Raw genomic sequence first — 26,979 nt, 5'->3', positions numbered from 1 at the left:
CAGAGCAAGCTTAATTTACTCCTGCTTTTGGTAAACCCGCACATACTCTACTTCCATGCTTTGGGGCCAGATGTCTTCGTCTACGCCCTCAGCTCCCCCCCAGTCGCCGCCCACCGCTACATTGAGGATGAGGTAGAATGGCTTATCAAATGGCCAGGCGGCTTCATTCCCTTTATTTTCAAAGCTGTGGTATAGCGCTCCATCCAGAAACCACTCAATCTTCTCGGGAGTCCATTCAATAGCATATTTGTGAAAAGACTCATTGAAGTCTGGCACCTTTATCTGCTTGCCTACCTGTGTTCCTTTGGTATGATTATAAGCTTCGGTATGCACTGTGCCATGCACTACTCCCGGATCAAAGCCCACATGTTCCATAATGTCTATATCACCATCGCGGGGCCAGTTGAGCTTTTCCACATCCGGCAGCATCCAGATGGCCGGCCAGGTGCCTTTACCTTCCGGAAGGCGAGCGCTTACTTCTATCCTACCATACTGCCAGTCAGCACGGCCGCGAGTTACCAGCTTGGCGGAAGTATAGCTGTTATCCTGAAAGTTTTCCTGCCGCGCCGTAATGATCAGATGACCATCTTTCACCTGCACATTGTCAGGGTCTGCTTCTGTGTAGTACTGTAGTTCGTGGTTACCCCAGCCGTGCCCACCGGTATCATAAACCCACTTCTGTGGGTCAGGCTTACCATCTTCTTCAAACTCGTCCGACCAAACCAACTGCATATTTTCCTGTGCCTCGGCACATTGCAGGAAAATAAATAGTGTAGCAATCAGATGTAAAATCAAAAATCTGTTCATTGTATTTAGGTTGTATCTGTCTGAAAAACTACAAAAAATGTATCAGTCTCACTGTCAAGTCTATAGTTTTTATTATTAAATTAGCCATTTAGTGAATATAAAAGAAGATCATGTTGATTGCCAGCCGATACCTTTGCTTATTATTCTGTATTATTAGTATTGATCTCTATGCCCAATCTTCTGCAAATCCCTGGAAGCTTTTGTCTGATGTAGAGATCAAAGACCGCTATGATGAAGCTGAGGGCTATGAAGTATCTTATCCGGTGTTTGGTGGTAAAGCAAAAAGCCTGGACGGTAAGACCATCACAGTAGAAGGATATATGATTCCTTATGAAGTCTACCTGGGACCCAAGTATTTTATCCTCTCATCTTTGCCTATCGCCGCCTGCTTCTTCTGCGGAGGAGCGGGACCGGAGACAGTTATGGAGGTGTTTACTCAGGAGTCGGTAGAACTGACCAATGAAACCATCAAAGTAAGAGGCCGGCTTGAACTGAATCCCGACGATCCCGACCGTATGATGTACATCCTGAAAGATGCTGAGTTAGTAGATTGAATTTGAAAATTGCAAATTACAGATTGAAAATTAAGACTCTGTTAACCAAGACTACGCCAATCTAAAACTATAATTTCATTAAACCATAATACGATCGCAACGCGTCGCGGGGGTTATTACACCCAGAACCTTAATTATTATATAACACCACGAACTTTGACCACCAAAACACTAAAAACTATAACACCACGAACCATAACACTATCCTATGAAACCTAGCCGATTAGTACTTTTGTTTTTTTTATTTTGCTGTTCCTCAGTTGTATTCGCCCAGCAAGAAGAGGAATCTGAAATGATCCGTAGCATCTATGATGAAACTTTGACACAAGGCGAAGCCTATGAAAACCTGCGTTACCTCTGCAAAAATATAGGAGGACGAGTTGCCGGTTCTCCGCAAAATGCCGCTGCTGTAGAGTGGGGTAAGCAACTGATGGAAGCATATGGCTTTGATAAAGTTTTTCTTCAGGAAGTAACCGTTCCTCACTGGGTAAGAGGAGAGAAGGAGATTGCCCGTATCGTCAATTCCAAAAAACTGGGTACTCAGGAAATGAATATCACTGCCCTGGGCAATGCGGTAGGCACTGGCCCCGAAGGCATCGTAGCCGAAGTGGTGGAAGTACAGAACTTTGAAGAGTTGAAAGCCTTGGGGCGTGAGCAAGTAGAAGGCAAAATTGTGTTCTTCAACCGCCCTATGGACCAGACGCAGATACAGACCGGAACCGCCTACGGTATGGCAGGGAATCAGCGACGAGGTGGCCCCTCTGAAGCCGCCAAATATGGCGCAGTCGGCGCGATGGTACGATCACTCTCTACTGATTTTGATGATTATCCGCATACCGGAAGTACCGTCTATACTTTTAATGTACCTAAAATCCCTGCCATCGCCATCAGTACCAATGATGCTGATCTGTTGAGTGACCTGCTCAAAGACGACCCTGAGCTTGACTTCTATTTTGAAACCCACTGCCAGATGCTGGAAGATGAAATCTCCTACAATGTGATAGGAGAAATTACAGGCACTGAAAAACCTGAAGAATATATTGTAGTAGGGGGACACCTGGACTCCTGGGATCTGGCGGAAGGCGCACATGATGATGGTGCCGGAGTAGTACACTCCATAGAAGTACTGCGTACCCTCAAAGCCATAGGCTACGAACCTAAGCGCAGTATCAGAGCGGTACTCTTTGCCAATGAAGAGAATGGCCTTGCCGGAGGTAAGAAATATGCTGAGCTGGCTGAAGAGAATAGTGAAAAACATTATGCCGCCATTGAGTCAGATGCAGGAGGCTTTACGCCCCGGGGTTTTAGCATGGATGTGAGCGACGAAGCTTACGAACGCATACAAAGCTGGGCTCCTCTGTTAGCACCCTATGATCTGCATAAGTTTAACAAAGGGGGGAGCGGAGCAGATATTAGCGCCCTCAAACCACAAGGAGTAGAGCTGATAGGCTTACGCCCTGACTCTCAGCGCTATTTTGACATGCACCATTCTGCTCAGGATGTATTTGAGATTGTCAACCGCCGTGAATTGCTGCTGGGTGCTGCTGCCATGTCTTCTCTGGTTTACCTAATAGATAGTCAGGGCTTGTACGAAGATCAGCGGGGGAAATAATTGACAGCTGTTGCTATGAATAAATCAAGCGCGCGTTTAACGCAGTGTAACGCGTGCCTGCTCTAGGCATTACTTACCAGGAGCTATTAATGCCATACAACAGTTGAAAACCCTGCTTAAAAAGTTTCATTTCTCAGCACGAGCGGCCCTCAAAAACCATCCTCAAAAACTGGAAGCTTTAGGATCAGGGGGTATAGCATGTAGCGGGAAAAATGAATGAATATAGAAGGGTATAAAACGAATAATGAAGGTGGTTTGTGTCTCAACTAGACTCAGGGTATAAGGTATAAGAAAAGGTAAAAAAACAGGTACATAACTGTACCTGCCTTTATACTTTCACATAAATTATATTCCTTATAAGCGTACAAAGTTATATCTGGATTGTTAACTCAGCGTTACCATAGCATTACCAAAAAATAAAAGCAGCCCTCAGAGAAAGCTGCCTTTAAAATAGCATTTTAAATAACTTTAATTGGCTGATGAAAGTATGCTAAAGGTAGTGCATGCAGGTTAACTCATTGTTTAGTAAAGGTTATCGATACAATAAGCTTTCTGGGCAATGATACTGGAAGAGTAAGCAGCCAAGACATCATTTACCATTTTTCGCATGGCCACTATGCTTTTACTCAGGCTGATAGGCAGGACCTCTAAGTACCTTTCCGGCTCTCTGTCGGGTAAATGCACCTTCATCAACTGCCAGCTGACCATTGACCATCACATAAAGCATACCTGCAGGGTACTGATGGGGTTTTTCAAAAGTAGCCTGATCTTTAATCGTAGCAGGGTCAAAAATTACGAGATCGGCAAAAGCATTTTCCTGTATACGGCCTCTGTCTTTCAGCCCCATGCGGTCAGCAGGCATTTGCGTCATCTTATGAATTGCCTCTTCCATCGTGATGATGTTCCGCTCCCTGGCATAATGACCAATTACTCTGGGAAAAGTGCCGTACCACCGGGGGTGAGGGTGACCTTCTCCAAAGCTGGCCAGCTGACCGTCGGAGGCAATCATGGTCTGTGGATGCTGCATGATGCGGTCTACATCTTCCTGTTCCATCACATGGTAAATAACAGTACAGCCTCCTTGGGACTGTGCTTCAATGACAAGTTCGGCAGCATTTTCTACCGTAGGTTTCAGTTTGCGCCTCAAAAGCCAGTCGTGCAAAGTTTTGCCTTCCAGATCGGGCTGCCATTTTACTTTGGCAAACTGGATACGTTTGAGATCTCCTCCGGTACGGTTTTTTACGATGTTATAAATTATTCCCTGCTTTACACTATCGCGGAGCACCGGGTTTTCTATGGTTTTCAGGAAAGCATCTCCGCCACCCGACATACACCATGCGGGAAAAAGCACTGAGAGTCCGGTTTGGCTGGCTGTATAAGGATATTGGTCCATCATAATGTCAAGACCTGATTTCCTGGCAGAGTCTACCAGTGCGAGGGTTTGTACACTGCCTCCCCACATGGCAGGTCCCATTACCTTATGGTGGGTGAGTACTACGGGAATAGCAGCCTTTTCGGAGATGGTGATGGCTTCCTGTACGGCTTCTATTACTCCCAATCCTTCTTCTCTGAGATGAGAGGTATAAAAACCTCCGTATTGGCCAGCTACCTGGGATAAGGCAATGACCTCCTCTACTTCAGAGAAGGCTCCCGGTATATATTTTAAGCCTGTAGATATGCCAAAAGCCCCTTCCTGCATTCCCTGAGCTACCTGTACTTTCATACTCTCCAGCTCTTCCGGACTGGGGGCACGGTTTTCCAGGCCCATCACATTTTGACGTACGGTATTATGTCCCAGCAGGTACGCCACATTAATGCCGGTACCTACCCGCTCTACCGTATCCAGATATTGGTTGAGAGGCCAGGGGCCTCGTCCGTCAGGGCCGCCCAGCGCGGTGGTTACGCCCTGGCGGAGCGTGCTTTCATTTTCCGGTACATCCAGCAGGGCATTCATGTGTACATGCAGGTCAATGAAACCAGGTGCTACAGCCAGTCCCTCAGCATCAATCTCACGTCGGGCAGTTTCTCCCTGCAAATCACCTATTTGTACGATTTTATCGCCTTTGATAGCAAGGTCCATGGAGGACGGAGGGGCAAGACTGCCATCGTATACCAACCCATTGCGGATGATGATATCAAATTCTGGAGCAGGTTGGCAGTAGCAACACAAAAGAATAAACAAAGAGAAAAGCAGCGGAAAAAGATTACGCATTTGCAGATTATTGATTAGGATATAGAGCTTCCTAACTTATTTATTTTGGAGCTTTTCTACAATTCTAAGCGCATTTTTGTAAATCCTTACTTCCTCTTCTGATTCTTTTCCATCAGCTTTACGACTTCGATAAGTTTTTCCTGCAGGGCCTCGCGGTCGCGTTGGTTTTCCCTGAGCAGGCGGTACAGGCGCTTAAGCTCTGTTTCAGGCCGCAGGCGAAAGAGCCTTTGCAAGAAATCTACGAAGATCAGTCCCTGCCGGGCTTTGGTGATCACTCCTCTTAGCTTGAAGGAGCGGGTGGCGTACTTGAGGCGGGCAATCTGGGAGATGCGAAGTGTACGCAGGAAAGAAACAAAAGGCAGCAGTATGATGAGCAGGTCAATCCAGTTCTTTTTCACATAGGGAAGCTTACGATTGCTGATGGAGATCATCAGGATAAACTCAAAGGTAAAAGCACACCAGATAAAAGTTTGTACCGAATCCAGGATGAGGTCAATCTTGAGGTCAGGCATCTCTTGCTTTATCTCTCCCAGAAACTTCCATTCAATGATGAGTACCGGTACAATCAGCAGAGCAATGCCGATCATAGGTAGTACAAAACGTCTTTTAAGTTCTGTAAATAAACCTTCGTTTACTTTGCTCCAGTGCCAAACTGGAATCCAGATGTAGCAGCCCCGGCTAATATCGCGCGAACCGATACGCAGAGGAGGAAAAAGCAGGGTAAGCAGACGCCTTCTTTTTTCCGGACTGTTCATGCGCTCTTTACTTCTATGACGCATATAAAAGAGAAGACCCAGATCCACGGCAAAGAGGAGGTACACCAAGCCACTCAGCCCGATAAGCCAGGGCAGAAACGCCTGGAAGATAGGAGAGAGCTCCTCTTCAGTAAAAGCAGTCACCAGCGCGCCAATCAGCAGCAGGCTCAGTACGCCCAGATAAAACATGGGCTGAGCCGAGCGTGCGTCATAGGTCTTTAAGGCACTATCATTATTGATGTGCTGATGGTTGCGAATCTGAAAATCCTCATTCTGCTCTTCTTCTATAAGTTGTTGTATGGTAGGAACATGCTGGATCCGATCAAGTGTATCTACTTCATTCAGCACCGCTTTGACACGGCGAAACAGCAAAGGATTATCCATCTTCTTAAGCTGACGGATGACCTCTTCTTTCTGCTGATCTTGTTCTGTAGTGTCCTTTATTTCTTTTTCTTTATGCATACGCTAAGTTTGCATCAAGCTTATATATTAATTTAACCCTGAAAATAGACAATAGGGCGGCAAGCTTACAGTTTATTATTAAAAAATTTGGCATAGGGGAATATACATATCCAAATGAGATTAAAAGTATCTGGCTTTATTGTACTCCTGATAGCCGCTTTAGGTTATTATTGGGCTTTGCCTGATCCGCTTTTCAGGCCGGTATATTCTACGGTCTTGGAAGCCAGGAACGGGCAACTGCTGGGTGCAGCCATCGCATCAGACGGGCAGTGGCGCTTTCCTCTTTCAGATACAGTGCCTCCTAAGTTCAAAGAAGCGATCATCGCTTTTGAAGATGATTATTTTGAATTACATCCCGGCATTAACCCTTTTTCCTTAGTACGTGCTGCCCGGCAAAATATAGAGACAGGCAGGGTAGTCAGTGGCGGCAGTACTTTAACCATGCAGGTGATCCGCTTGTCCCGCAATGGGCAGGCCAGAACCGTATGGGAAAAGCTCAAAGAAATCATACTGGCTACGCGTTTAGAACTGGCATATTCCAAAAATGAAATTCTGGCACTATATGCTGCTCACGCTCCCTTTGGGGGTAATATCGTAGGACTGGAAGCTGCGGCCTGGCGCTATTTCGGAAGGCATCCGGAGCAATTGTCCTGGGGGGAAACCGCTACGCTGGCAGTACTTCCCAACAGTCCTTCTTTGGTATATCCCGGTAAAAATTCTCCTGAACTGATGCGCAAGCGCAACCGGCTGCTGGATAAGCTTTACAGTAAAGGGGTAATAGATTCTTTGAGCAATGTGCTGGCTAAGCGTGAACCTTTGCCAGGCAGACCCAATGCCTTGCCCACCCTAGCCCCCCATCTGCTGACCCGCATCCGGCAGGAAGGTTTTGAAGGTAAGCGGGTGCGTTCCAGTATTTCACCTCCTCTACAGCAGCAAATTAATCAGATCATTGCGCAGCATCATCAGAAGCTGAAAGGTAATGGCATCTACAATGCAGCGGCAGTGGTGCTGGATGTCAAAAGTGGAGAGGCTATCGCTTATGTAGGGAATACCAGGCCTGAAAATGGAGGCGAGCATGCTGCTTCGGTAGATATTATTACTGCTAAGCGCAGCACCGGCAGTATTCTCAAGCCCTTTTTATACGCGGCCATGCTGCACGAAGGTAGCCTGCTGCCCTATGCGCTGGTACCCGATGTGCCTACCTATATTGATGGCTTTGTTCCCAAAAACTTTGATGAAACCTATGATGGGGCCGTAGCTGCCGATGAGGCATTGGCACGATCACTCAACATACCGGCAGTACATATGCTCAGGGATTATGGCATTGAGAAATTTCATTTTCAACTCCGGCGTATGGGCATGACTACATTAAACCAAGCCCCCGCTTATTATGGCTTAAGCCTGATACTGGGAGGAGCAGAAGCTACCCTCTGGGATCTGAGCGGCATGTATGCCAGTATGGCTCGTACTATGAATCATTATTTCAAATATCCCGAGCCTAAGAGATATGCTCTGGCAGACTATCATGCTCCCACTTATCAACTAAGTGAAGCAATAGAGGCGGATGTAAAAAGGCAGGAGCATGGACTGTTGGATGCAGGAGCCATATGGTATACCCTGGAAGCAATGGCCAAGGTAAGGCGGCCCGCTAACGAAAGTGGCTGGGAGTATTTTGATTCCTCTACCAAACTGGCCTGGAAGACAGGAACCTCCTTTGGCTTCCGTGATGCCTGGGCGATAGGTTTGAGTTCTCGCTATGTAGTAGGCGTTTGGGTGGGCAATGCTGATGGGGAAGGTCGTCCTGGACTTACCGGTTTATCTGCCGCAGCACCAGTCTTGTTTGACATAGTGCAACTCCTGCCAGAATCTGATTGGTTTAACTATCCGGGAAGCGATATGGCCAGTACGTTGATTAGTAGGCAAAGTGGTTATCGTGCTGCCAGAAACTGTAGGGATACCGTTCGCATGGATATTCCTAGGGCAGGATTGAAGTCAGCGCTATGTGATTATCATCAACTGGTGCACCTGGATGGTGAGGGTAAATATCGTATACATAGCGAATGCGCAACGGTAGGGGAGATGCAGCACGAAAGCTGGTTTGTGTTACCGGCGGTACAGGAGTGGTATTACCGCAGGCATCATCCTGCCTATCGCAAATTACCACCATTCCGAACGGATTGCCAGTCGCTGAATCAGCATTTGGCATTACAGCTTATTTATCCCTACGAGAATGCCCGTATCTATGTGCCTACCGAACTGAATGGCAAGCGAGGTAAATCTATATTTGATGCAGCCCACCGTGACCCGAAGGCCAGCATTTACTGGCATCTGGATGGTGAATATGTAGGAATGACACAAGATCAACATCAGATGGGTTTAAGTCCCGAGCCAGGGCAGCATACCCTTACACTGGTAGATGAGCAGGGCGAAAAGCTGGAGCGTACATTTACCATCTTAGGGAAAGCGCAAAGCAGCCCTGAGCTCAGGTAAGCAGGTAGCTTTGTCAGCTTTTACATGCCTGAAGTCTCCTGTAAGAACACTGAGCATCATCATAAGCCTTCAAAGCTCTCTAAGGAATTCTGTGAAGACACAGGCCAGGAGTAGGCAGGAGGAAAAAATCTGCCCGATCTTTTGAGGGCTTACCAACCCACGTAAGCCGGAGGCTGTATACCATTCATGCGCAGGTAAATCACAAGCTGCCCCCGATGGTGCGTCATATGGTCGCGCATAAGCATAAGCACTCTTTTTTTATTGGTTTCAATTCGGTTGAAGAGGTTGACAGGCTCGTTTTCTTCACCTGCTGCCAATGCATGATAAGAAGTGTCCACTGTGGCAATAGCCTCTCTCAGGATCTGCATGATTTCCTCTTTGCTCTTTCCTTCTGCTTCCAGGTCAAAATCTGCCATGTCTTCATCCTGGATGTAGGTAGCATTCAGAAAATAGATATTTGCAGCAGTGTGCATCAGTTGTTCCGCAAAAGTGAAAATCTCTTCAGTAGGCTGATAAGCATAAAGTTCAGCGGGCATGGCCTCTGCTACTTCCAGTAGGTATTCACCGGCACGTTGCCATACCGGATAAAAGTCATCAGCAAACTCGTTCTCCAAAGCAATTTCGGTTTGGGCAAATCCTTCCGGTAAAAAAAGCACGCTTAAAATCAGGGCCACTAAAAATGTTCTTTTCATGTTGACTTATTATTATAGTCCGCGATAGAAATCCGCAGGTACTCCTCTCACACCAGGCTCTGCCACAAACAATCCGCCTGCCTGAGGGTATTCCTCCATTTGTTCTTCGCTCATGCCAATGCTGGCAGTAGTGATATATAGTTTGTCTAAGTTTTCTCCTCCAAAGGCACAAGCAGTTACGTTTAAGGCAGGGACATCTATCTTTTGCACCATTTCACCCGTTTCCGGATTATAGCGGCCTACCATGCCGCCTCCCCAGTGTCCTATCCATAACATGCCTTCTTCGTCAATGGTCATACCGTCAGGGGCCCCATTTTCCTGCGGTACGTTGATCACTACCCGGGGAGAAGAAATTTCTCCGCTTTCAATATCGTAGTCAAATGCTTTTACCTGTCGGGTAGGCGTATCAATGTAGTACATGGTAGTGTTATCCAGCGACCAGATGATGCCATTAGAGATGGTAACGCTATCCAGTTTTTGCGTGATTTGCTGATCTTGATCCATCCTATATAAGGACGCGGCGCCTTTTTTACCTTTTAGATGCATAGAGCCTACCCAGAAACGACCGAGCGGATCACATTTTCCATCATTAAAACGAATGCTATCTTCCAGTGGATTGGCAATGAAGGTGAGTTTGCCATCCTGAAGGTCCATGCTATGTATCCCGTTTTCCAGAGCAACCAATGCCCCTCCACTTTCAATTGGGACTACTGTTCCCACACGCTCTCCTGTAGAAAAAAAGTTGTCTTTATTGATTTCAGGAGTATATAAGTGGAGCTGTCTTTTTTCTATGTCTACCCAGTAGAGTTGCTGGGTTTCATGGTTCCAGATCGGCCCTTCTCCCAGTAAGGCGGTATTCTCAAATAAAAGTGTTGCCTCCATAGTAGTAGTTTCATGATTAGGTGAGCATGCGCTCATTATACAAATGAGTACATATAGACTCCAGCTGATTTGTTTTCTCATAAGAATAGGTATGTTCACTATTGACAGTAGTTACAAGGTTATAGAAAATAAATTATTCTGACAAAGTAGCGCGTCTTTTTGCAGGGGTAAATAAATAATGTGCTTAAATAAATAAGGGCGGTTAACATACGTCATTTGCCCATAAGCATTCAAATCTTGGCATATGATAGACAGTGCTTAGAAAAAACTCATAAAAACATGGTGTATTTTGAGGCTTTTTAATATGTTCAGTTGTATTGATTTATGGATATATTATGTTTAATTTGAGAAAATACTCATTTTTTGCAGACTTTTGATAGGGATGAAATCACCTGATAATAAATTACTATCTATTTTAACTTTTTATGACACGAGTGCTGGTTATTGACGACGACGAAATAAATAATTTCACAGTAGATGCGATCCTGAGTCGGACTGATTTTATTCACGAATATGAAATCAAGGATGGAGGGTGGTCGGCACTGGAATATTTACAGGATGCGGAAGGAAAAGAAATATACCCTGATCTGATTTTTGTAGACATCAATATGCCTGAAATGGATGGCTATGAGTTTCTGGAAAGGTATGAACATAAGTTTTGGAAAAAACACGAAGACACCCGGGTTTATATGCTAAGCAGCTCAATTAGTGAGGCAGATAAAGAGCGTGCACTTAGCTTCAGTTGCATTTATGAGTATATTACCAAGCCCCTGAACCGGGCAAAGCTTTCCAAGATTGTATTGGAGCATTAGTTAGCAGGAGGGACATAAAAAAGCCTTGACTCCCGTGTTTCAAGAAGAAGTCAAGGCCGTGGAATCTATGATACTGCTTATTGTAAAACAGTATGTCTACCTACCGTAGACTGGTTTTGGATTGGTGTCCCCTCCTCATGCTTCAATCAGATGATCAATTGAACAAAAGGGATGCCAAAACCAATTTTTTTGCTTTAGATATTACATGCTGTCTTGATGTCAGCGTTTCATGCTATTTTGACAGTTTTTTTACGACAGTTGATCATTATGCGCAGCAAAGGAGCTGCGGGCAGCTTTCCCAGTTTTCTTCAGCAGCATCAATGCATTCTTCCCGAATGCTCCATATCTGATCGGGGCTCCAGCGTTTATGCATTCTTTCTATCTGAAGCCAGTTCTCAATGTAATTTTTATGGTACCTCTTCTTAAAAGTCGCGATCTGTACCGGAGCGATCTCAATTTCTGTAATAATTTCCGGATGGAAAGCATTTCGCCTCCCCACCAGATTATATATAGAGTTATTAATTTGGATAAAACATCGGGCTTCAGGTATGGATGTTAAGCCATAATAATTCAGTACAGCCTTCACTTCAGGATGCGAAGTTTCTGTCATATTGTATGTGCAAAGTGTCAGGCGTACTCCTTTGATGTTGTTTTCAAAAGCCAGTTGTACCAAGAATGCATGCTTGGCACTACAGGTGCCCCTTCCTTCATGCAAAACCAGTTCTGGCTTTCTTTTGTCCGAGATACGCCCGTAAGGCAGGGCGCGCAGATGAGTAATTACATCCTGCAAATTCTGCATACCCCTTTTCAGGCAGAGCTGTGATATTTTTCCTTTGGGTTGAATCTTTATGTTTACTATTGCAGGCTTTTTCATAGCTAGGTCTTTAAAAAATTGATAGGCTTAACTTCAGGATGCGTTTTTTTGACAAATGGTTGCAGCCTGTGTTAAAATTTACGTACAGTACTAACTAATGTTAGGTACAATGTAATACAAAGTAGTGGGTTTTATATTTTACATGCAAGTTTTGGCAGGAAAATTTTACCGGAAAAAAAGCGGCCAGTCTAAGGGGTATACACGGCAGATGGTGAAGTCACACCAGCTTTGATTGCTTTTTTACCATAAAATAGTAAACCAGAAAACCTAAAGAGATCATTACCGCCTCCACACCGAAGGGTAAAGGTGAGTCGTAAGCATGAGGAATAAATTCCAACAGGATCAGGCCAATACCACCAAAAAAGGCTACCATCCCCCATTTCAAGGCAGTGTGAGGGTTATTATCCAGTTTAAGTGCATTTATAGTTTTTTCGTCCAGGGCATTATTATCAATCATTTTCTTTCTTAGAAAATGCTCGCTGAAAGCTTTGATAATACTTACGGTACCAAAAAAGATAGTTCCGAGGATAATCGCGGGTCCGATGAATTCCATAATTAATATGATTTTGTTGTTTCTGCCGCATTAGACAGTACTCCTTAGATTATGTTGCAGGAAATCTGAAAAAAAAATTGCAACCTTTATAAGTATCTATTGTCTAACGCGACAATGAAGGATGATCATACAATAGTCAGAAGCGTATTGGCAGGAGACCAGGGGGCTTTTCGTGAGCTTGTCAAGGCGCACGAAAAGCTGGTATTCCATATGGTCAACCGACTTATAGACAGGCAGGAAGAGAGAGAAGATTTATGTCAGGAAATTTTTTTAAAAGTCTTCCGAAACTTATCCAAATTTAAATTTCAGTCACAACTCTCTACCTGGATAGCCAGTATTGCGTACAGGACGACGATCAATTATCTGAAAAAGCAAAAAAGGTTTACAGAAACTGATCTGGAGGAGGTTTCATTTAGCCTGGAAGATATACAACTCAATGCTGAGCAACGTATAGATAGGCAGCATATTCATCAATATGTACATGGGTTAATCAGGCAGTTGCCTTTGCAATACCGTACAGTATTGACACTTTATCATTTGGAAGAAATGTCTTATGCTGAGATTGGTAAAATCAGTGACATGCCGGAAGGCACTGTAAAAAACTATATTTTCAGAGCACGTAAGATATTGAAAGAAAGACTAGAGAAAGTATTCAAAAAGGAGGAGCTCTTATGAAAAAGTTAAGCGATAAAGAAATTCAGGATTTATTGGAGTCTAAAAAACAATATCTGTCTGATGAAGATTTGGATGCCTATAAAACCTATCAATTGCTCTTTGATACATTGTCGCAAGAACCTGATGAAGGCTTGCCAATACACTTTGCAGAAAAAGTAAGCCGGAAAGCAATGCGATTGGGTGTGCAAAAACAAATAAGAAGATATTGGCTTATGGTAGGTTCAAGTATTCTTTTTACCCTGTGTATTTGTGCAGCATCCCTTTTTGTTTATCAATTACCATCAGCCATAGCTATATTCAAGTGGGTGAGTGAAGTGCGCTGGATCGTGTTATTTTCTGTATCAATGTTTGCCTTGATACAGTTTGCAGATTACTGGCTCATGGACAAAAAAAGACTCTCTCAGGATTCATAATTGCACTACGCCTGCAATTTTTTTTTCTATAAATACCCGTAAAAATTGTGTGGTCAAAGTTCAGAAAAGGTGCGAAGCTCACAATAAAAATTTTTTTTGTTCAGGGATTCTACATGCGTAATAAATGGTATGGTTTTTTCTTATAATTTACTAGGCTAAGTCATTTTTAGTGATTTGGTAGTCGGTATGATTGGAGTACAGCAAAATGTTTATAGCTCATTATTATTAAGATAGCAACAACATTCTGTTGTTTACGTTGCGTTATAAGTAAAAATTTTTAACAAAAGTTAACATTTTCATATTTGTTAACAGGTAGCTTGAACTCTAAATTTTAGTATCATGAAAACCGAGAAAACAGTAGCCTCCATTTACAAAGATAAGGGCACAGTATATCGTAGCTACCATAACGGGTGGCTGAAAGCTGTGGATAATTTTGATAAGTACGTTAAAGATTTTAAACCAAAGCGGGCATATAAATTTCATAATGCCTGAAACACACGCTAGATGATTTTTTTAAGTTTGCCGTATAGTTTTTCACTAGGTAAACCCACTACGTTGAAGTAAGAGCCATCAATATGGGTGATGCCAATCATGCCTATCCATTCCTGAATGGCATAACCACCTGCTTTGTCAAATGGATGGTAGTGTTTGATATAATGATTGATCTCTTCTTCGTCCAGCTTTCTGAAGGTGACGCTGGTAATATCGCGAAAACTTTGGTGCTGTTCAGCCAATGTAAGGCACACGCCCGTAATGACCTGGTGGGTGGTATCAGAAAGTTGCTGTAGCATCTGAAAAGCTTCCTTTTCATCGGCAGGTTTATTCAATACAGACTGACCTACGACTACGGTAGTATCAGCAGTAATGATAATTTCATCCGCTTCCATCGTTTTCTGATGTGCTCTGCCTTTCTTAATGGCCAGGTATTCAGCAACTTTATCTACTTCAAGTTCGGCAGGGAAACTTTCTTCTACTTCCAGCGACCGTAGCTGGAATTTCAATCCCAGTTCGCTAAGTAGCTGCTGCCTGCGAGGAGAATTAGAGGCAAGTATTAGTTTATAATCTTTCTTCATGAATAGATCCGAATAGAAAGCCACAAATAACTTTGGGGTAAAAGTAAGTAGATTTTTGAGGAAGCAGATGCCCTCCATAACAGACCTCTTTGATTTGGGCGATGCTTACGCCATTTGTAATGAGTGCCATTTGTGCTTCACGAGTAGTGCTTACCTGATATAAACAACTGGCAAAACTCCTTTCATAAGCTATTTGATCAGACTTTCGTTGTTCCTGCCAGGCAATTCCCAGTACTTTTTCCAGAAAGAAATAATGCAATACTACTATATCAAGCTTTTTCAATGATGCGCTCAGAGGTAAATTCAACTCATGATGCAGCTCAGGCTTCAGTTGTATTTTATAACAATTATCTGCTAGAAGGAGCCCAAATGTCCAGGTCTTACCGGCGATGACTTCGGGAATATCACAATTATTTTCCTGGGATTTAAGCTCAAAATATACAGAACACTTGCTTAATAACTCATTAGTATCCATTGCAGAGATATTTTTTATCAACCTATGCGTAGGTAGTACTTTCAAGTCCTCGGATTCTGTATTGGTGATATACATCAGGTGAAAATTGTAACCTTCCTCCCCATGATGATGAGGGTTATTCTGCATCATTTTTCTCCGGTATATCAAAGAGCTTTCGTAACGATGATGCCCATCGGCAAGGATAATCTGTTTTTCAGCGAGTAGTGATAAGAACTGCTGAATTTTGTCTTTCTCACGAATGACACTCATCACGTCGCGAACGCCCTGAAAATCTTCGGCTTCATATAGCGCCTTTTCCATACTCTGATCCATTAGTGTTTCTAAACGATGTTCAGGGTCGGTATATAGACCATGCGTAGGGCTGGCGTTAAGTTGAGTGGCTTCCAGCAGTTGAGTTCTGTCATTTACAGAACTGGGGATGGTGTCTTCATGGCGTAAAACCACATTTTCTTCCCAGAACGAAGCTTCAATCATGCAGATGAACCCTTTGCGACAGTATTCTTTCTGATCACCGGGCAGGCGGAAAAACTGGTAGTATACATAAATACCAGGAATCTCATCCTGCGTAATAACTCCTTCTATCTTCCACTTTTCCAGGGTTTTGGCCGCCTGCTGAGCCGGTTGATCTCCTGAAGGCACGGAAAGGTGAATGCTATTGAGTGGATTTTGATAGAGTGCTGTTCTTTGTTTGGGAGAAACAACATCAAACGGAGGTGAAAGTTGATCTCCAATATTCTGAGTCAGCTTATCATTATATCTCCATGCTCTAAACGGACGAATTACTGTCATATTAGTGAACTACAAAAGATGACAAAAAAGGTTTAGGAGAACCTTCTTTGTTTCCATGCGTGCTGGTTATTACCAGAGGCGGGAGTAGGCCTGACCGGCTGATGATTTTTTTGCTGGTACAGATGTGAAGCTACAAAAGCTGCTACTTTTTCTAAGGTTTCATCCTTTTTCAGTTCAGTGAATTGTTCTACATCAAAATATTGGTCTACAAATTTAGTATCAAAACGCCCTGAGGTAAACGCTTCATGCTGCATCACAAAGCGGCAAAAATCAAGGGTAGTTGCTACGCCCGTAATCTCATACTCATGGATAGCCCTGAGCATTCTGCGGATAGCTGTGTCACGATCTTCCGCATGGACGATGAGCTTAGCGATCATCGGATCATAGTACACAGGAATTTGCATGCCTTCCTCAAACCCATCATCTACCCGGATGCCTGGGCCCTGGGGGCGGCGGTAAGTTTGTAGTTTTCCTGTATCAGGTAAAAAGTTATTGGCAGGGTCTTCCGCATACACTCTTATTTCAATGGCATGGCCATTGATGGATAAATCTTCCTGCCGGTAAGAGATAGCCTTTCCCTGGGCAATCAGTAACTGTTGTTTGACCAGGTCAATCCCACTGATCATTTCGGTAACCGGATGTTCCACCTGAAGGCGGGTGTTCATCTCCAGAAAATAGAACTGCATGTCTTGTCCCATGACAAACTCGACAGTACCGGCACCCACATAATCACAGGCTTTGGCTACGCCAATCGCGGCTTTACCCATAGCTTGGCGTACACTTTCTGTCATGATAGGAGAGGGTGCTTCTTCTATTACTTTTTGGTAACGTCTTTGGATAGAGCACTCTCTTTCAAAAAGGTGAAGAATGTTTCCATGCTGGTCACCAAGTATCTGGATTTCAATATGTTTTGGGCCTACAATAAACTTCTCAATAAACACAGAGCCATCTCCAAAAGCGGAAGTAGCTTCACTGACAGCCCTTTCCATTTGCTCTTCAAAATCCTTTTCTTTTTCAACGATGCGCATCCCTTTTCCACCACCGCCCGCACTGGCTTTGATCAAAATAGGGTAGCCTATTTCTTTAGCGGCAGCTTTAGCTTCATCGATATCAGTAACGGGTTGGTCAGTACCCGGAACAAGGGGAACGCCATACTTTTTTACTGCTGCTTTGGCAGCGAGTTTGCTGCCCATCGTCTCAATAGCATAGGGTGTAGGGCCTACAAAGATAAGATCTTCATCCGCGACACGCTGGGCAAAAGCAGCATTCTCTGAGAGAAAACCATAGCCAGGATGAATAGCATTGGCACCAGTCTGCTTACAGGCATCAATGATGTTGTCTATTTTCAGATAAGATTGAGAAGACTGTGGAGGACCTACACAGACGGCTTCATCAGCATAGAGAACGTGAGGAGAGTGCTGGTCAGCTTCGCTAAAAATAGCTACCGTAGGAATCCCTTCTTCCCGTGCAGTACGCATAATTCTTAAAGCAATCTCGCCCCGATTGGCTACAAGTAGTTTTTTAATTTCAGGCATAAAAAAGGAGTATTCTAATAATTTATTGATTTATTATTAACAAATGATGCGTTTCGTTTAAAATCAGCTAAGCGTACGCTCAAAATTAATGATATGATTCATTGTGGAGGAATTTTATAATGTTAACTTTGCCCGATAATCTAGTAAAATTTTGTTTACACATAACTGAGCAAACGTGGATTTATTCAAGAAATTTACGGTTGACATGGGGCCTTTGGGCAGACATGCAGGAGTAGAAGAGGGCTATTTTATGTTCCCCAAATTAGAGGGGGATATTGCGCCCCACATGAAGTTCAGAGGTCGCGAAGTCTTGACCTGGAGTCTTAACAGTTACCTAGGACTAGCCAACCACCCCGAAGTTAGAAAAGTCGACAGAGAAGCCGCTGAAAAGTGGGGAATGGCCTACCCGATGGGAGCCAGAATCATGTCGGGAAACACAGAAAAACATGATGAGTTAGAGAGGAATCTGGCCACTTTTGTGAAGAAAGAAAGTGCTATGTTGCTCAATTATGGATATCAGGGTATTTTATCTATTATAGATGCTTTGGTAGACCGTAAAGACATTATTGTGTATGATGCGGAATCTCATGCCTGTATTATTGATGGAGTGAGGTTACACATGGGTAAACGCTTTGTATACCCTAACAACGATATCAAAAACCTTGAAAAGCAACTAGCGCGTGCTACTAAGCTTGCCAAGGAAACCGGTGGGGGTATTCTCGTGATTACCGAAGGTGTATTCGGTATGTCGGGAAATATGGGAGCCCTGAAAGAAATTGTAGACCTGAAAGAAAAATATGAGTTCCGCCTTTTGGTAGATGATGCTCATGGGTTCGGCACGATGGGCCCCAACGGCTCAGGAGCTGGAGAAGAGCAAGGTGTACAGGAGGGTATAGACTTATACTTCTCTACCTTCGCAAAAGCTATGGCTAGCATTGGTGCTTTTGTAGCTGGCGACGAGCAGGTAATTCGTTATTTGCGCTATAATACACGTTCGCAGATATTTGCTAAGTCATTGCCTATGGTACTGGTAGAAGGTGGCCTCAAGCGTCTTGAAATGCTTAAGACTATGCCGGAATTGCGTGAAAACCTTTGGACAGTCGTCAATGCATTACAAAATGGCCTAAAAGAACGTGGTTTTAATATTGGAACTACGCAGACTCCTGTTACCCCGGTAATTCTGAGTGGTGGAGTAGGAGAGGCTGCCGCATTGGCATATGACCTAAGAGAAAATTTCGCTATTTTCTGCTCCGTGGTGATTTACCCGGTAGTACCTAAAGATGTGATAATGTTGCGCTTGATTCCTACCTCCGCACATACAGTAGAAGATGTGGAAGTAACCATAAAAGCATTTGAAGCAGTAAAACATAAATTGGAATCCGGCGTTTACAAAAAAGGTGAGCTGGCGGCAGCTTTCCAATAAATCTTAATTATTGGTAGATTTTTTTGCTCATTGTATAGCATATTAGCTATATTGCCGCCTAAACAACATTTTTCATACAACCAGACTTAACTATGAAAAGATTTGATCAACTTAGAGATTTAGTAATGTCCCTAGAAGGAGACTTCGAGAAGTTTTACGACAAAGAAAATCAGGCCGCAGGTACCCGCGTAAGAAAGGGGATGCAGGAACTGAAAAATTTGGCGCAAGAAATTAGAATCGAGGTACAGGATATTAAAAACAAAGCTTAGAATCACTTACACTGATTTTAAAGACATAAGGCAGTTCAGTTTTGAGCTGCCTTTTTTATTTTGTGGGGCGGACCAGGCATTAGAAAAAATATAAAATAGTTAGTAGTACTGGCTTTTCTTCTGCTAGCTTCAGGAAAAACGGCTATCGATTTTTCAGACCTGCTCTTCCTTTACATTTACAATCTTAACGTAGTACTGCATAAGATTGCATAGCTGGGTTAAAGTATCAGACTTGATCATCAGTTCATAAAAGGCCCGATGTTCTTCCATATCATTTCCAATCCGACATTTAGCATGGCTTAAAGCTAAAATTTTATCTAATACTTCGTTAGATTCCAGGTCAAGGTGAAATAGATAGTCGAAATCATTATTGATAAAGTCTATTACATGCTCATCTTTAAATTTACCCATCAAAGTTATGTTCTTATCGGTAAATTGCAGATAACCAAAAATCTTATTTCGGGCACGACGCTTATCATAACAAAGTACCTGTACTTCCTTTTTATCAGCTACCAGATGGTCTATAAACTCATCTATTGCGTGTTGCTTTTCATGATCATGAAACGTAACCAGTATGCCCACTTTCTGAGCTTTGTCGTAGTTAACGGTTTTGTGCTTAGCCTGAGCCTTTTTCAAGAGTCCGGGAAGCTGAAATTTGATGATTTTTCTGGTGATGAACATGAACATAGCACACTACAATTTTTGGGTGTTAAGCATATTTAAGAAATCTTGTTCAGAAATAATTGAAATGTTCAAATTTTCTGCCTTTTTACGCTTGGCAGGCCCCATATTCTCTCCTGCCAATAAATAATCCACTTTTCCCGAAACTGCCGATACGATTTGTCCTCCATTAATCCGTACTTTCTCTTTGATCTCTTCTCTGCTAAAAGATTGAAATACACCGGATACTACAAAAGATTTTCCCGCTAATGTATTACTTTCCCTCTGCTCCTCTTCTTCTAAGATCTCAAATTGTAAGCCTGTCTCTTTTAACTCATCTACAATATCACGATTATCCTGATCTTTAAAAAAGTCGATGATGCTCTGTGCAATTCTTTCGCCTATTTCAGGGACGTTCACCAGTTCATCAAAACTGGCGTTTTCCAGTTTGGTAATATTGCCAAAGTGGCGAGCAAGTTTTTCGGCTACCGTCTTACCTACATAACGGATACCTAAAGCAAAAAGAACATTTTCAAAGGGCACTTTTTTGGAATCTTCTATACCTTTCAGCAAATTTTGGGTAGAGAGATCTTTGAAGCCCTCCAGCTCAAATACATCATCATAGCTTAGACTATACAAGTCAGCGGGTGTAAGCACGAGGCCTTTCTCATAAAGCAAGGCTACCGTCTCTTTACCCATACTATCAATGTCCATGGCCTTCCGCTGGATGAAATGTTCAAGTCTGCCTTTAATCTGTGGAGGGCATCCCTTGATATTGGGACAAAAGTGCTGCGCTTCTCCTTCTTTGCGTATAAGAAGGGTATCACAGGCAGGGCAATTTTCTACATATTGTACAGCCTGACTGTTGCGTGGCCGTTTGCTCACATCTACACCCGTTACTTTAGGAATAATCTCACCCCCTTTCTCTACGAATACTGTGTCACCAACCCTTAGGTCCAGACGCGCAATCTCGTTAGCATTGTGGAGAGAAGCTCTTTTTACGGTAGTGCCAGCCAATTTGACAGGAGCAAGGTGAGCAACAGGTGTAATGGCCCCGGTACGACCTACCTGGTAATCAATGTCCAATAATACGGTGGATGCGCTCTGTGCTTTGTACTTGTAAGCAATGGCCCAACGAGGACTTTTGGCAGTACTGCCTAGTACTCTTTGTTGATCATGATTGTTTACCTTAACTACAATTCCGTCAGTATCTACGGGAAGTTCCAGGCGTTTCTTTTCCCATTCATTAATGTATTTGAAGACCTCGTCAATATTTTCGCAACGTCGGTAAGTATCAGAAATGTGGAAGTTCCAGCTTTCTAACTTCTGAATCGCCTCAGCATGGGTAGCAACCGGTAAGTCATCGCCTACCAGTGTGTAGAGATAACAATCCAACTGGCGTTGCGCCACCAGGGCAGAGTCCTGCATTTTGAGGCTACCGGAAGCTGCATTTCTGGGGTTAGCCATGAGGGCGTCTCCTTCCTCTTCCCTAAGCCTGTTCAGCTTGTTAAATATAGTACGAGGCATAAAAGCTTCTCCTCTTACTTCAAAGCGAGAGGGTAAGTCATCAGATTTAATGCTGAGAGGAATAGTGCGGATAGTTCTGGCATTATAAGTAATATCATCTCCACGGATACCATCACCACGAGTAGCGGCACGTACCAGATAGCCATTTTCATAGAGCAGACTAATGGCTACGCCATCAAATTTAAGTTCGCAAAAGTACTCGTAAGGCTGGTTATTTAAGCCCTTAGCCACTCTTTTGTCAAATTCAACGAGTTCTTCACGGCTATAGGTATTGCCCAGGGAGAGCATGGGGTAGTCATGAACGACGGTCTCAAAATCTTTAGTGATGGTACCTCCCACTCGCTGGGAGGGCGAGTCTGGGTAGCGATACTGAGGAAATTCATTTTCCAGTGTAATCAATTCCTCCAGTAGTTGATCAAACTCATAATCAGAGATTTCAGAAGCGCTTTCCTGATAATACTGATGATTATAATAATTAACTTTTTTAGTTAGCTCTTCTATCTTTATTTTGGCTTCCTCGGCAGTCATAAGGGCATTTTTGAAGTATTACAAATCTACTTGATTTACCTACAATTCAAAAGCTCAGTATTCACCGCTATGTACAGAATAACAAGTACGGACAAGCTTTTATAAGCTATTGTCAGTCTGAAAAAAGCAGGTCATGTAGTTTAGACCTAAACCCTACTTTTTTAGCGTTTTGTCAATGTAGAAATCAAAGCGTGCTGTAAAAATTGAAGTCATGGACGGGCAAAACCAGCTTAAGAAAAAAAGCAAAACAGCAGCTGACTGCTGCCATTAGCTTTTTGGTATCATTGTTCAAAAATCAGCCATAAGTTTTCTTGAAGGCAGAAATGTTTTGTGCGTTGCCAATGATGATCATCGTATCACCTTCGGTGATTTTCAAATCTCCGGGAGGGGTAATGGTGAAGCCATGGCGTTGGCTTTTGAAACCAATAACCGTTGCGCCAGTCCTTCTACGGATATCAAGGTCCATGATGGTTTTGTCTTTAAATTCGTCTTTGAGTTCATTGTAAGAAAAATCCTCTAGCTTCAAATGCTCACTACTTACTCCGGTGAGCAGGTTCAGGAATTCTATTACTTCAGGTTTGGTAATGAGCTGTGCCATGTGTATACCTCCTATAGCGTCCGGCATCACCACCTGGTTAGCACCAGCCCGGTACAGTTTTTTAGAAGCTCTTTCTTCGGTGGCCCTAGAAATGATCTTTACTTTGGGGTTAAGTTCACGGGCTGTTAATGTGATGAATACATTGTCGGCATCGCGGGGTAGCGTGGTAATGATTGCCCCTGCCCGCTCTATACCGGCAGTGAGCAGTATTTCGTCACTGGTAGCATCACCGATGATATATTCAAAATTATTATTGGAAGGAAAGCTGTCTACCAGATCCACATCTTTTTCAATGAGAATAAATGAGCGCTGACTTTTCAATAGCTCAGCACAGGTTTTGGTACCATTTCGGCCAAATCCACAAACGATGATATGATTCTGCATACGTTGAACCCGTTTACTAATCATGTATTGATGAAAAATGTCTTTGAATTCACCTTCTACAATATAGGTAGTGATAATACTAATGGCATAAGCAAATATTCCCAGGTTAAATATGATATAAAAGCTGGTAAACAGACGCCCATTGTCTGAGAGGGTCTGGACTTCTGTAAAACCTACTGTAGATAAAGTGATAATGGCCATATAGAAGGCTTCCAGCATTGAATATCCTTCAAGCGTGATGAAGCCTACCATGCCTATGAGTACACTAAATAAAAGTAATGATAAACCAAGAGTGATACGGCCTAACTTTATTTTTTTTAGCCCAATTTTTCGGATCATATTACCGGCACTCATGTTTTAAGTAAACGAATCAGCTTTAAATAGGAAATACTATAAATCCAAAGATACAGTTTGAAAGAAAACTACCAATATTATGGTATGAGTAGGTGTTAAGGAAATTTAAGTAAGGAAAGCTGTAATTTGACGAATTATGAAAAATAAGTGAGTGTTTTTTTTCTATATTGCTAAATTACCAGACAAGAGTAACTTGTCTTTACTGATTTTACAGTATGTTTAAATTTGTGGATATCTTTAACATGATGCAGTTCGCATAGGCTGTCCATAGCTAACAGGGGGATCCTGTTGAGCTATAGAGCGGTAAAGTAAGTTTTATAGATGATAGATTTGAATCTTTCCAATAGTCCGGTCGTTGGCACAGTTTTGGTAACCAAAACTGTAAATTTTGCAGTAAGTTTATGAATGTAAAGATCATTAGGACGTTTGCGATTACTTTAGTATGCTGGCTGATGTTAGGAAGCGTACTTTCTAATGCCCAGAACGAAGTGATCAATAACGTAAGGGATGCTTTAAAAACAGGGAGCTCAAGAGAACTGAGCAAATACCTCAATAATACTGTAGAGATCAGTGTAAATGGAGAGAAGGCAAGTTATAGTCGTAACCAGGCAGAGTTTGTTCTCAAAGATTTTTTCAATAAATACCCCCCTCAAGGCTTTCGTTATGTGCATCAGGGTTCTTCAAAAGAAGGTTTGAAATATACAGTAGGCACCTACACTTACGACCGGGGTGAGTTTAGAGTTTTTATGTTGATCAAGCAGATAGGAGGAGCCTACCTGGTAGATAAGATTGATTTCAACGAAGAATAAAATGAAAAGCAGCAAAGTCTGCTCAAAGCACTACATCTCGTATACCGTAAAAGGACTAATAAGCCAGCATACCCGTAAATTCCTCTGCTGGCTCACCAATCAAATTGTTTACTTAAAGTTTATTTATTTTTTCCTCAATCATTTTTTTAGCTTCCGTCAGTACATTATCTAATCCACTGACATCTTTTCCCCCGGCTGTTGCGAAGAAAGGTTGACCACCGCCGCCCCCTTTGATATTCTTAGCTAGCTCCCGCACCATATTTCCTGCATGTAAATTGTGCGCTTTAATAAGCGATTCATCAATAGACATAGCGATCTGAGGCTTGCCATCAACATCAGCAGCCAATACGAGGATTAGATTACTCAGTTGATTCTTAATATCAAAGCTTAGCTTTTTGAGCATATCCGCATTAGGTAAAGATACTTTATCCACAATCACTTTTATCTCGCCAAGCTGGTAAGCCTTATTGATAATGCTGTCCTTAGCGTTTAATGCTTCTTTTTGCTGTAAGCTTTCTATCTCTTTCTGTAACTGGTTGCGTTCATTTACCAGCGTTTCAACCGCCTTTTTAAGATTAGCAGGGTTTTTCAGGGTTTCTTTGATTTCTTTCATCAAATCTTCCTGCTCATATACATAAGCCTCAGCGGCATCAGCGGATATTGCTTCAAGCCTCCTTACACCGGCTGATATAGAGCTTTCTGATACAATCTTAAACAAGCCTATATTTCCAGTAGAGGGCACATGTGTACCTCCGCAGAGCTCAAGGGAATAGTTTCTGTCAAAAGCAATCACACGTACAAAATCACCGTATTTCTCACCAAATAATGCTGTCGCTCCCATCTCTTTGGCTTCGGCCATAGGGACATTACGCATTTCTTCCAAAGCAATGTTAGCGCGTATCTTTTGATTCACAATATGTTCTACCCTTCTGATTTCCTCCTCACTCATCCTGGCAAAGTGAGAAAAATCAAATCTCAGCAGGTGGTCGTTAACCAGTGATCCCTTCTGTTGTACATGATCTCCCAGCACCTGTTTAAGCGCTGCATGCAGCAAGTGCGTAGCACTGTGGTTATTCATAGTAAGCAGGCGCTTTTCCTCGTTGACTACACATTGAAAAGTAGCGTTGACATCTTCCGGCAGTTCCTTGGCATAGTGGATGATCAGGTCATTTTCCTTTTTGGTATCTATGATATAAGTCTTTTTGCCATCTGCCTCTAAGTAGCCAGTATCTCCCACCTGTCCACCGCCTTCAGGGTAGAAAGGTGTACGGTTCAGGACAAGTTGGTAATAAGTCTTATTCTTTTCTTTAAGCTGACGGTAACGAACAATCTGTGCTTCAGTAAGCAAGCTATCATAGCCTACAAACGTTATCTCGTCTTCATCCAGGAGGGTGACCCAGTCGCCAGTGTCTACTGTAGCGGCCCCTTTAGAACGCTTTTTCTGTTTCTCCATTTCCTGCTGGAAACCCTTTTCATCAACTGAAAGGCCACTTTCTCTGGCAATCAGAGCCGTAAGGTCCAGCGGAAAGCCATAAGTGTCATACAATTCAAAGGCTACTGCTCCGGGAATTATTTTCTGCTCACCATATTCCTGCTTGATCTGGTCCAGCTTGCGTAAACCTATTTCCAGTGTTCTTAAGAAAGAAGCTTCTTCCTCTTGTATTACTTTGGCCACAAAGTCATTTTGTGCGGGCAGTTCGGGAAAAATATCTGCGAACTGTTCAGAAAGAGTAGGAAGCAGGCGATAAAGAAAAGGCTCTTTGAAATTCAGAAAAGTATAACCGTATCTGACAGCTCTTCGCAAGATACGACGAATTACATAGCCTGCTTTGTTATTGGAAGGCAGTTGCCCGTCAGCGATAGCGAAAGAAATAGCGCGGATATGATCAACGATCACTCTGAGGGCGATATCTGTTTCTTTCTTTTCTCCATACTTTACGCCTGCCCAAACGGACACCTGCGTAATCAGGGGCGTAAAAATATCGGTATCATAGGTAGAAGCTGCTTTTTGTATGGCCATAGCCAAACGTTCAAAGCCCATTCCGGTATCTACATGCTTGGCAGGCAGGGGTTTGAGTTCACCCGAAGCCTGCCTGTTGAACTGCATAAATACCAGGTTCCATATCTCTACTACCAGCGGATGGTCCTGATTGACCAGCGCTTTACCCGGAGTTTGATCCACTTCTTTTTGAGAGCGAAGGTCAATATGAATTTCGGAGCAGGGACCACAGGGTCCGGTATCACCCATCTCCCAGAAGTTGTCTTTCTTGTTTCCATATAGAATACGGCTCTCTTCAATGATATTCTTCCAGTGGTCATAAGCTTCCTGGTCAACGGGTAAGTTATCACCTTTATCTCCACCAAATACAGTGACATATAAGCGGTCTTTAGGGAGCTTATAGACTTCTGTCAGCAGTTCCCAGGCCCATGAGATCGCTTCTTTCTTGAAATAGTCTCCGAAAGACCAGTTTCCTAACATCTCAAACATGGTATGATGGTAAGTATCTATGCCTACCTCTTCCAGGTCATTGTGCTTACCTGAAACTCTTAAACACTTTTGACTGTTTGCAACTCGAGTGTTTGGTGCGGGTTTGTTGCCTAAAAAGTAGTCTTTAAACTGGTTCATGCCCGCATTCGTAAACATAAGAGTTGGGTCGTTTTTTGTTACGATAGGGGCAGATGGTACAAACTGATGTTTTTTACTTTCAAAAAATTGTATGAATGTTGTTCTGATTTCCTGAGAATTCATTGTATACGTAATT

At 43.0% G+C, this 26,979-nt stretch carries 24 protein-coding genes; 10 read left to right on the top strand and 14 right to left on the bottom strand.

The window, feature by feature from the left end; translation table 11 throughout:
* Positions 1-15: 15 nt before the first annotated feature.
* A complete protein-coding gene (locus OKW21_RS23520) occupies positions 16-807 on the bottom strand; it encodes a glycoside hydrolase family 16 protein (protein WP_277484197.1) in 792 nt (263 codons plus the stop codon).
* A gap of 110 nt (positions 808-917) precedes the next feature.
* Between OKW21_RS23520 and OKW21_RS23515 the strand changes: the two genes are divergently transcribed.
* Together OKW21_RS23515 and OKW21_RS23510 are read left to right on the top strand one after the other, a co-directional pair.
* A complete protein-coding gene (locus OKW21_RS23515; protein WP_277484194.1) occupies positions 918-1,361 on the top strand; it encodes a hypothetical protein in 444 nt (147 codons plus the stop codon).
* 208 nt (positions 1,362-1,569) lie between these two features.
* A complete protein-coding gene (locus OKW21_RS23510) occupies positions 1,570-2,973 on the top strand; it encodes a M20/M25/M40 family metallo-hydrolase (RefSeq protein ID WP_277484191.1) in 1,404 nt (467 codons plus the stop codon).
* Positions 2,974-3,595: 622 nt separating this feature from the next.
* Here the strand turns inward: OKW21_RS23510 and OKW21_RS23505 are convergent.
* Both OKW21_RS23505 and OKW21_RS23500 read right to left on the bottom strand, forming a co-directional pair.
* Positions 3,596-5,185, bottom strand: a complete 1,590-nt coding sequence (locus tag OKW21_RS23505; protein ID WP_277484188.1) for an N-acyl-D-amino-acid deacylase family protein — start codon at positions 5,183-5,185, stop codon at positions 3,596-3,598.
* An 86-nt stretch (positions 5,186-5,271) separates the two neighbouring features.
* Entirely contained in the window at positions 5,272-6,402 is a 1,131-nt protein-coding gene (locus OKW21_RS23500; protein ID WP_277484186.1) for a hypothetical protein, read from the bottom strand.
* Positions 6,403-6,516: 114 nt separating this feature from the next.
* On the opposite strand from OKW21_RS23500, the gene pbpC reads away from it, so the two are divergent.
* On the top strand, positions 6,517-8,892 hold the full coding sequence (gene pbpC, locus OKW21_RS23495) for a penicillin-binding protein 1C (protein ID WP_277484184.1): 2,376 nt from the start codon (positions 6,517-6,519) through the stop codon (positions 8,890-8,892).
* A gap of 149 nt (positions 8,893-9,041) precedes the next feature.
* Here the strand turns inward: pbpC and OKW21_RS23490 are convergent, their stop codons facing one another.
* Entirely contained in the window at positions 9,042-9,584 is a 543-nt protein-coding gene (locus tag OKW21_RS23490; protein WP_277484181.1) for a DinB family protein, read from the bottom strand.
* A 12-nt stretch (positions 9,585-9,596) separates the two neighbouring features.
* A complete protein-coding gene (locus OKW21_RS23485; RefSeq protein WP_277484179.1) occupies positions 9,597-10,547 on the bottom strand; it encodes an SMP-30/gluconolactonase/LRE family protein in 951 nt (316 codons plus the stop codon).
* Between the two features lie 344 nt (positions 10,548-10,891).
* Here OKW21_RS23485 and OKW21_RS23480 point away from each other — a divergent pair, with 344 nt between their 5' ends.
* Positions 10,892-11,278: a response regulator gene (locus OKW21_RS23480; RefSeq protein WP_277484177.1), complete on the top strand. Its 387-nt coding sequence runs from the start codon at positions 10,892-10,894 to the stop codon at positions 11,276-11,278.
* A gap of 265 nt (positions 11,279-11,543) precedes the next feature.
* Here the strand turns inward: OKW21_RS23480 and OKW21_RS23475 are convergent, their stop codons facing one another.
* Both OKW21_RS23475 and OKW21_RS23470 read right to left on the bottom strand, forming a co-directional pair.
* Positions 11,544-12,152 (bottom strand): hypothetical protein, encoded by a 609-nt coding sequence (locus OKW21_RS23475; protein WP_277484174.1) that lies wholly within the window; start codon positions 12,150-12,152, stop codon positions 11,544-11,546.
* A gap of 217 nt (positions 12,153-12,369) precedes the next feature.
* Positions 12,370-12,705, bottom strand: a complete 336-nt coding sequence (locus tag OKW21_RS23470) for a DUF6249 domain-containing protein (protein ID WP_277484172.1) — start codon at positions 12,703-12,705, stop codon at positions 12,370-12,372.
* Between the two features lie 114 nt (positions 12,706-12,819).
* On the opposite strand from OKW21_RS23470, the gene OKW21_RS23465 reads away from it, so the two are divergent.
* The 3 genes from OKW21_RS23465 to OKW21_RS23455 all read left to right on the top strand — a co-directional run bounded on the left by OKW21_RS23465 (position 12,820) and on the right by OKW21_RS23455 (position 14,285).
* A complete protein-coding gene (locus OKW21_RS23465) occupies positions 12,820-13,380 on the top strand; it encodes an RNA polymerase sigma factor (RefSeq protein ID WP_277484170.1) in 561 nt (186 codons plus the stop codon).
* Positions 13,377-13,793 carry a hypothetical protein gene (locus OKW21_RS23460; RefSeq protein ID WP_277484167.1) on the top strand — a complete coding sequence of 139 codons (417 nt, stop codon included), beginning with the start codon at positions 13,377-13,379 and terminating at the stop codon, positions 13,791-13,793. Before OKW21_RS23465 ends, OKW21_RS23460 begins: the two co-directional genes overlap by 4 nt.
* A 339-nt stretch (positions 13,794-14,132) precedes the next feature.
* Positions 14,133-14,285 carry a hypothetical protein gene (locus tag OKW21_RS23455; RefSeq protein WP_277484164.1) on the top strand — a complete coding sequence of 51 codons (153 nt, stop codon included), beginning with the start codon at positions 14,133-14,135 and terminating at the stop codon, positions 14,283-14,285.
* 8 nt (positions 14,286-14,293) lie between these two features.
* On the opposite strand, the gene OKW21_RS23450 is transcribed toward OKW21_RS23455, so the two are convergent.
* The 3 genes from OKW21_RS23450 to accC are packed head-to-tail and all read right to left on the bottom strand — an operon-like array spanning position 14,294 to position 17,665.
* Positions 14,294-14,866, bottom strand: a complete 573-nt coding sequence (locus tag OKW21_RS23450) for a Maf family nucleotide pyrophosphatase (RefSeq protein WP_277484161.1) — start codon at positions 14,864-14,866, stop codon at positions 14,294-14,296.
* Positions 14,850-16,130 (bottom strand): DUF1015 domain-containing protein, encoded by a 1,281-nt coding sequence (locus OKW21_RS23445; protein WP_277484159.1) that lies wholly within the window; start codon positions 16,128-16,130, stop codon positions 14,850-14,852. The genes OKW21_RS23450 and OKW21_RS23445 overlap by 17 nt, the downstream gene beginning before the upstream one ends.
* Before the next feature lie 32 nt (positions 16,131-16,162).
* Positions 16,163-17,665, bottom strand: coding sequence for an acetyl-CoA carboxylase biotin carboxylase subunit (gene accC, locus OKW21_RS23440; protein WP_277484157.1), 1,503 nt, complete (start codon positions 17,663-17,665; stop codon positions 16,163-16,165).
* A gap of 175 nt (positions 17,666-17,840) precedes the next feature.
* Between accC and OKW21_RS23435 the strand changes: the two genes are divergently transcribed.
* The gene (locus OKW21_RS23435; protein ID WP_277484155.1) at positions 17,841-19,088 is read left to right on the top strand and encodes an aminotransferase class I/II-fold pyridoxal phosphate-dependent enzyme; all 1,248 of its coding nucleotides are present in this window, start codon (positions 17,841-17,843) and stop codon (positions 19,086-19,088) included.
* Between the two features lie 92 nt (positions 19,089-19,180).
* Positions 19,181-19,357: a histone H1 gene (locus tag OKW21_RS23430; protein ID WP_277484152.1), complete on the top strand. Its 177-nt coding sequence runs from the start codon at positions 19,181-19,183 to the stop codon at positions 19,355-19,357.
* Positions 19,358-19,510: 153 nt separating this feature from the next.
* On the opposite strand, the gene OKW21_RS23425 is transcribed toward OKW21_RS23430, so the two are convergent.
* From OKW21_RS23425 to OKW21_RS23415, 3 genes are all read right to left on the bottom strand, one after another.
* Complete coding sequence (locus OKW21_RS23425; protein ID WP_277484150.1) at positions 19,511-20,044, bottom strand: DUF6913 domain-containing protein; 534 nt, start codon at positions 20,042-20,044, stop codon at positions 19,511-19,513.
* Between the two features lie 6 nt (positions 20,045-20,050).
* Positions 20,051-22,072, bottom strand: coding sequence for an NAD-dependent DNA ligase LigA (gene ligA / locus OKW21_RS23420; protein WP_277484148.1), 2,022 nt, complete (start codon positions 22,070-22,072; stop codon positions 20,051-20,053).
* 295 nt (positions 22,073-22,367) lie between these two features.
* A complete protein-coding gene (locus OKW21_RS23415) occupies positions 22,368-23,408 on the bottom strand; it encodes a potassium channel family protein (RefSeq protein ID WP_277484146.1) in 1,041 nt (346 codons plus the stop codon).
* 401 nt (positions 23,409-23,809) lie between these two features.
* Here OKW21_RS23415 and OKW21_RS23410 point away from each other — a divergent pair, with 401 nt between their 5' ends.
* Entirely contained in the window at positions 23,810-24,217 is a 408-nt protein-coding gene (locus OKW21_RS23410; RefSeq protein ID WP_277484142.1) for a DUF4783 domain-containing protein, read from the top strand.
* 112 nt (positions 24,218-24,329) lie between these two features.
* On the opposite strand, the gene alaS is transcribed toward OKW21_RS23410, so the two are convergent.
* Positions 24,330-26,966: an alanine--tRNA ligase gene (alaS, locus tag OKW21_RS23405; protein WP_277484140.1), complete on the bottom strand. Its 2,637-nt coding sequence runs from the start codon at positions 26,964-26,966 to the stop codon at positions 24,330-24,332.
* Positions 26,967-26,979: the final 13 nt, after the last annotated feature.

This window comes from Catalinimonas alkaloidigena (genome assembly GCF_029504655.1).
Classification (GTDB): Bacteria; Bacteroidota; Bacteroidia; order Cytophagales; family Cyclobacteriaceae; genus Catalinimonas; species Catalinimonas alkaloidigena.
Note: the sequence above shows the minus strand (reverse complement) of the source record. Positions and strands in the feature narration are given on the sequence as shown.

Bases quoted from the DNA above. Each gene is read 5' to 3' on its own strand.
- OKW21_RS23520 (WP_277484197.1), bottom strand. From the start codon at position 807: ATGAACAGATTTTTGATTTTACATCTGATTGCTACACTATTTATTTTC.
- OKW21_RS23515 (WP_277484194.1), top strand. From the start codon at position 918: ATGTTGATTGCCAGCCGATACCTTTGCTTATTATTCTGTATTATTAGT.
- OKW21_RS23510 (WP_277484191.1), top strand. From the start codon at position 1,570: ATGAAACCTAGCCGATTAGTACTTTTGTTTTTTTTATTTTGCTGTTCC.
- OKW21_RS23505 (WP_277484188.1), bottom strand. From the start codon at position 5,185: ATGCGTAATCTTTTTCCGCTGCTTTTCTCTTTGTTTATTCTTTTGTGT.
- OKW21_RS23500 (WP_277484186.1), bottom strand. From the start codon at position 6,402: ATGCATAAAGAAAAAGAAATAAAGGACACTACAGAACAAGATCAGCAG.
- pbpC (WP_277484184.1), top strand. From the start codon at position 6,517: ATGAGATTAAAAGTATCTGGCTTTATTGTACTCCTGATAGCCGCTTTA.
- OKW21_RS23490 (WP_277484181.1), bottom strand. From the start codon at position 9,584: ATGAAAAGAACATTTTTAGTGGCCCTGATTTTAAGCGTGCTTTTTTTA.
- OKW21_RS23485 (WP_277484179.1), bottom strand. From the start codon at position 10,547: ATGAGAAAACAAATCAGCTGGAGTCTATATGTACTCATTTGTATAATG.
- OKW21_RS23480 (WP_277484177.1), top strand. From the start codon at position 10,892: ATGACACGAGTGCTGGTTATTGACGACGACGAAATAAATAATTTCACA.
- OKW21_RS23475 (WP_277484174.1), bottom strand. From the start codon at position 12,152: ATGAAAAAGCCTGCAATAGTAAACATAAAGATTCAACCCAAAGGAAAA.
- OKW21_RS23470 (WP_277484172.1), bottom strand. From the start codon at position 12,705: ATGGAATTCATCGGACCCGCGATTATCCTCGGAACTATCTTTTTTGGT.
- OKW21_RS23465 (WP_277484170.1), top strand. From the start codon at position 12,820: ATGAAGGATGATCATACAATAGTCAGAAGCGTATTGGCAGGAGACCAG.
- OKW21_RS23460 (WP_277484167.1), top strand. From the start codon at position 13,377: ATGAAAAAGTTAAGCGATAAAGAAATTCAGGATTTATTGGAGTCTAAA.
- OKW21_RS23455 (WP_277484164.1), top strand. From the start codon at position 14,133: ATGAAAACCGAGAAAACAGTAGCCTCCATTTACAAAGATAAGGGCACA.
- OKW21_RS23450 (WP_277484161.1), bottom strand. From the start codon at position 14,866: ATGAAGAAAGATTATAAACTAATACTTGCCTCTAATTCTCCTCGCAGG.
- OKW21_RS23445 (WP_277484159.1), bottom strand. From the start codon at position 16,130: ATGACAGTAATTCGTCCGTTTAGAGCATGGAGATATAATGATAAGCTG.
- accC (WP_277484157.1), bottom strand. From the start codon at position 17,665: ATGCCTGAAATTAAAAAACTACTTGTAGCCAATCGGGGCGAGATTGCT.
- OKW21_RS23430 (WP_277484152.1), top strand. From the start codon at position 19,181: ATGAAAAGATTTGATCAACTTAGAGATTTAGTAATGTCCCTAGAAGGA.
- OKW21_RS23425 (WP_277484150.1), bottom strand. From the start codon at position 20,044: ATGTTCATGTTCATCACCAGAAAAATCATCAAATTTCAGCTTCCCGGA.
- ligA (WP_277484148.1), bottom strand. From the start codon at position 22,072: ATGACTGCCGAGGAAGCCAAAATAAAGATAGAAGAGCTAACTAAAAAA.
- OKW21_RS23415 (WP_277484146.1), bottom strand. From the start codon at position 23,408: ATGAGTGCCGGTAATATGATCCGAAAAATTGGGCTAAAAAAAATAAAG.
- OKW21_RS23410 (WP_277484142.1), top strand. From the start codon at position 23,810: ATGAATGTAAAGATCATTAGGACGTTTGCGATTACTTTAGTATGCTGG.
- alaS (WP_277484140.1), bottom strand. From the start codon at position 26,966: ATGAATTCTCAGGAAATCAGAACAACATTCATACAATTTTTTGAAAGT.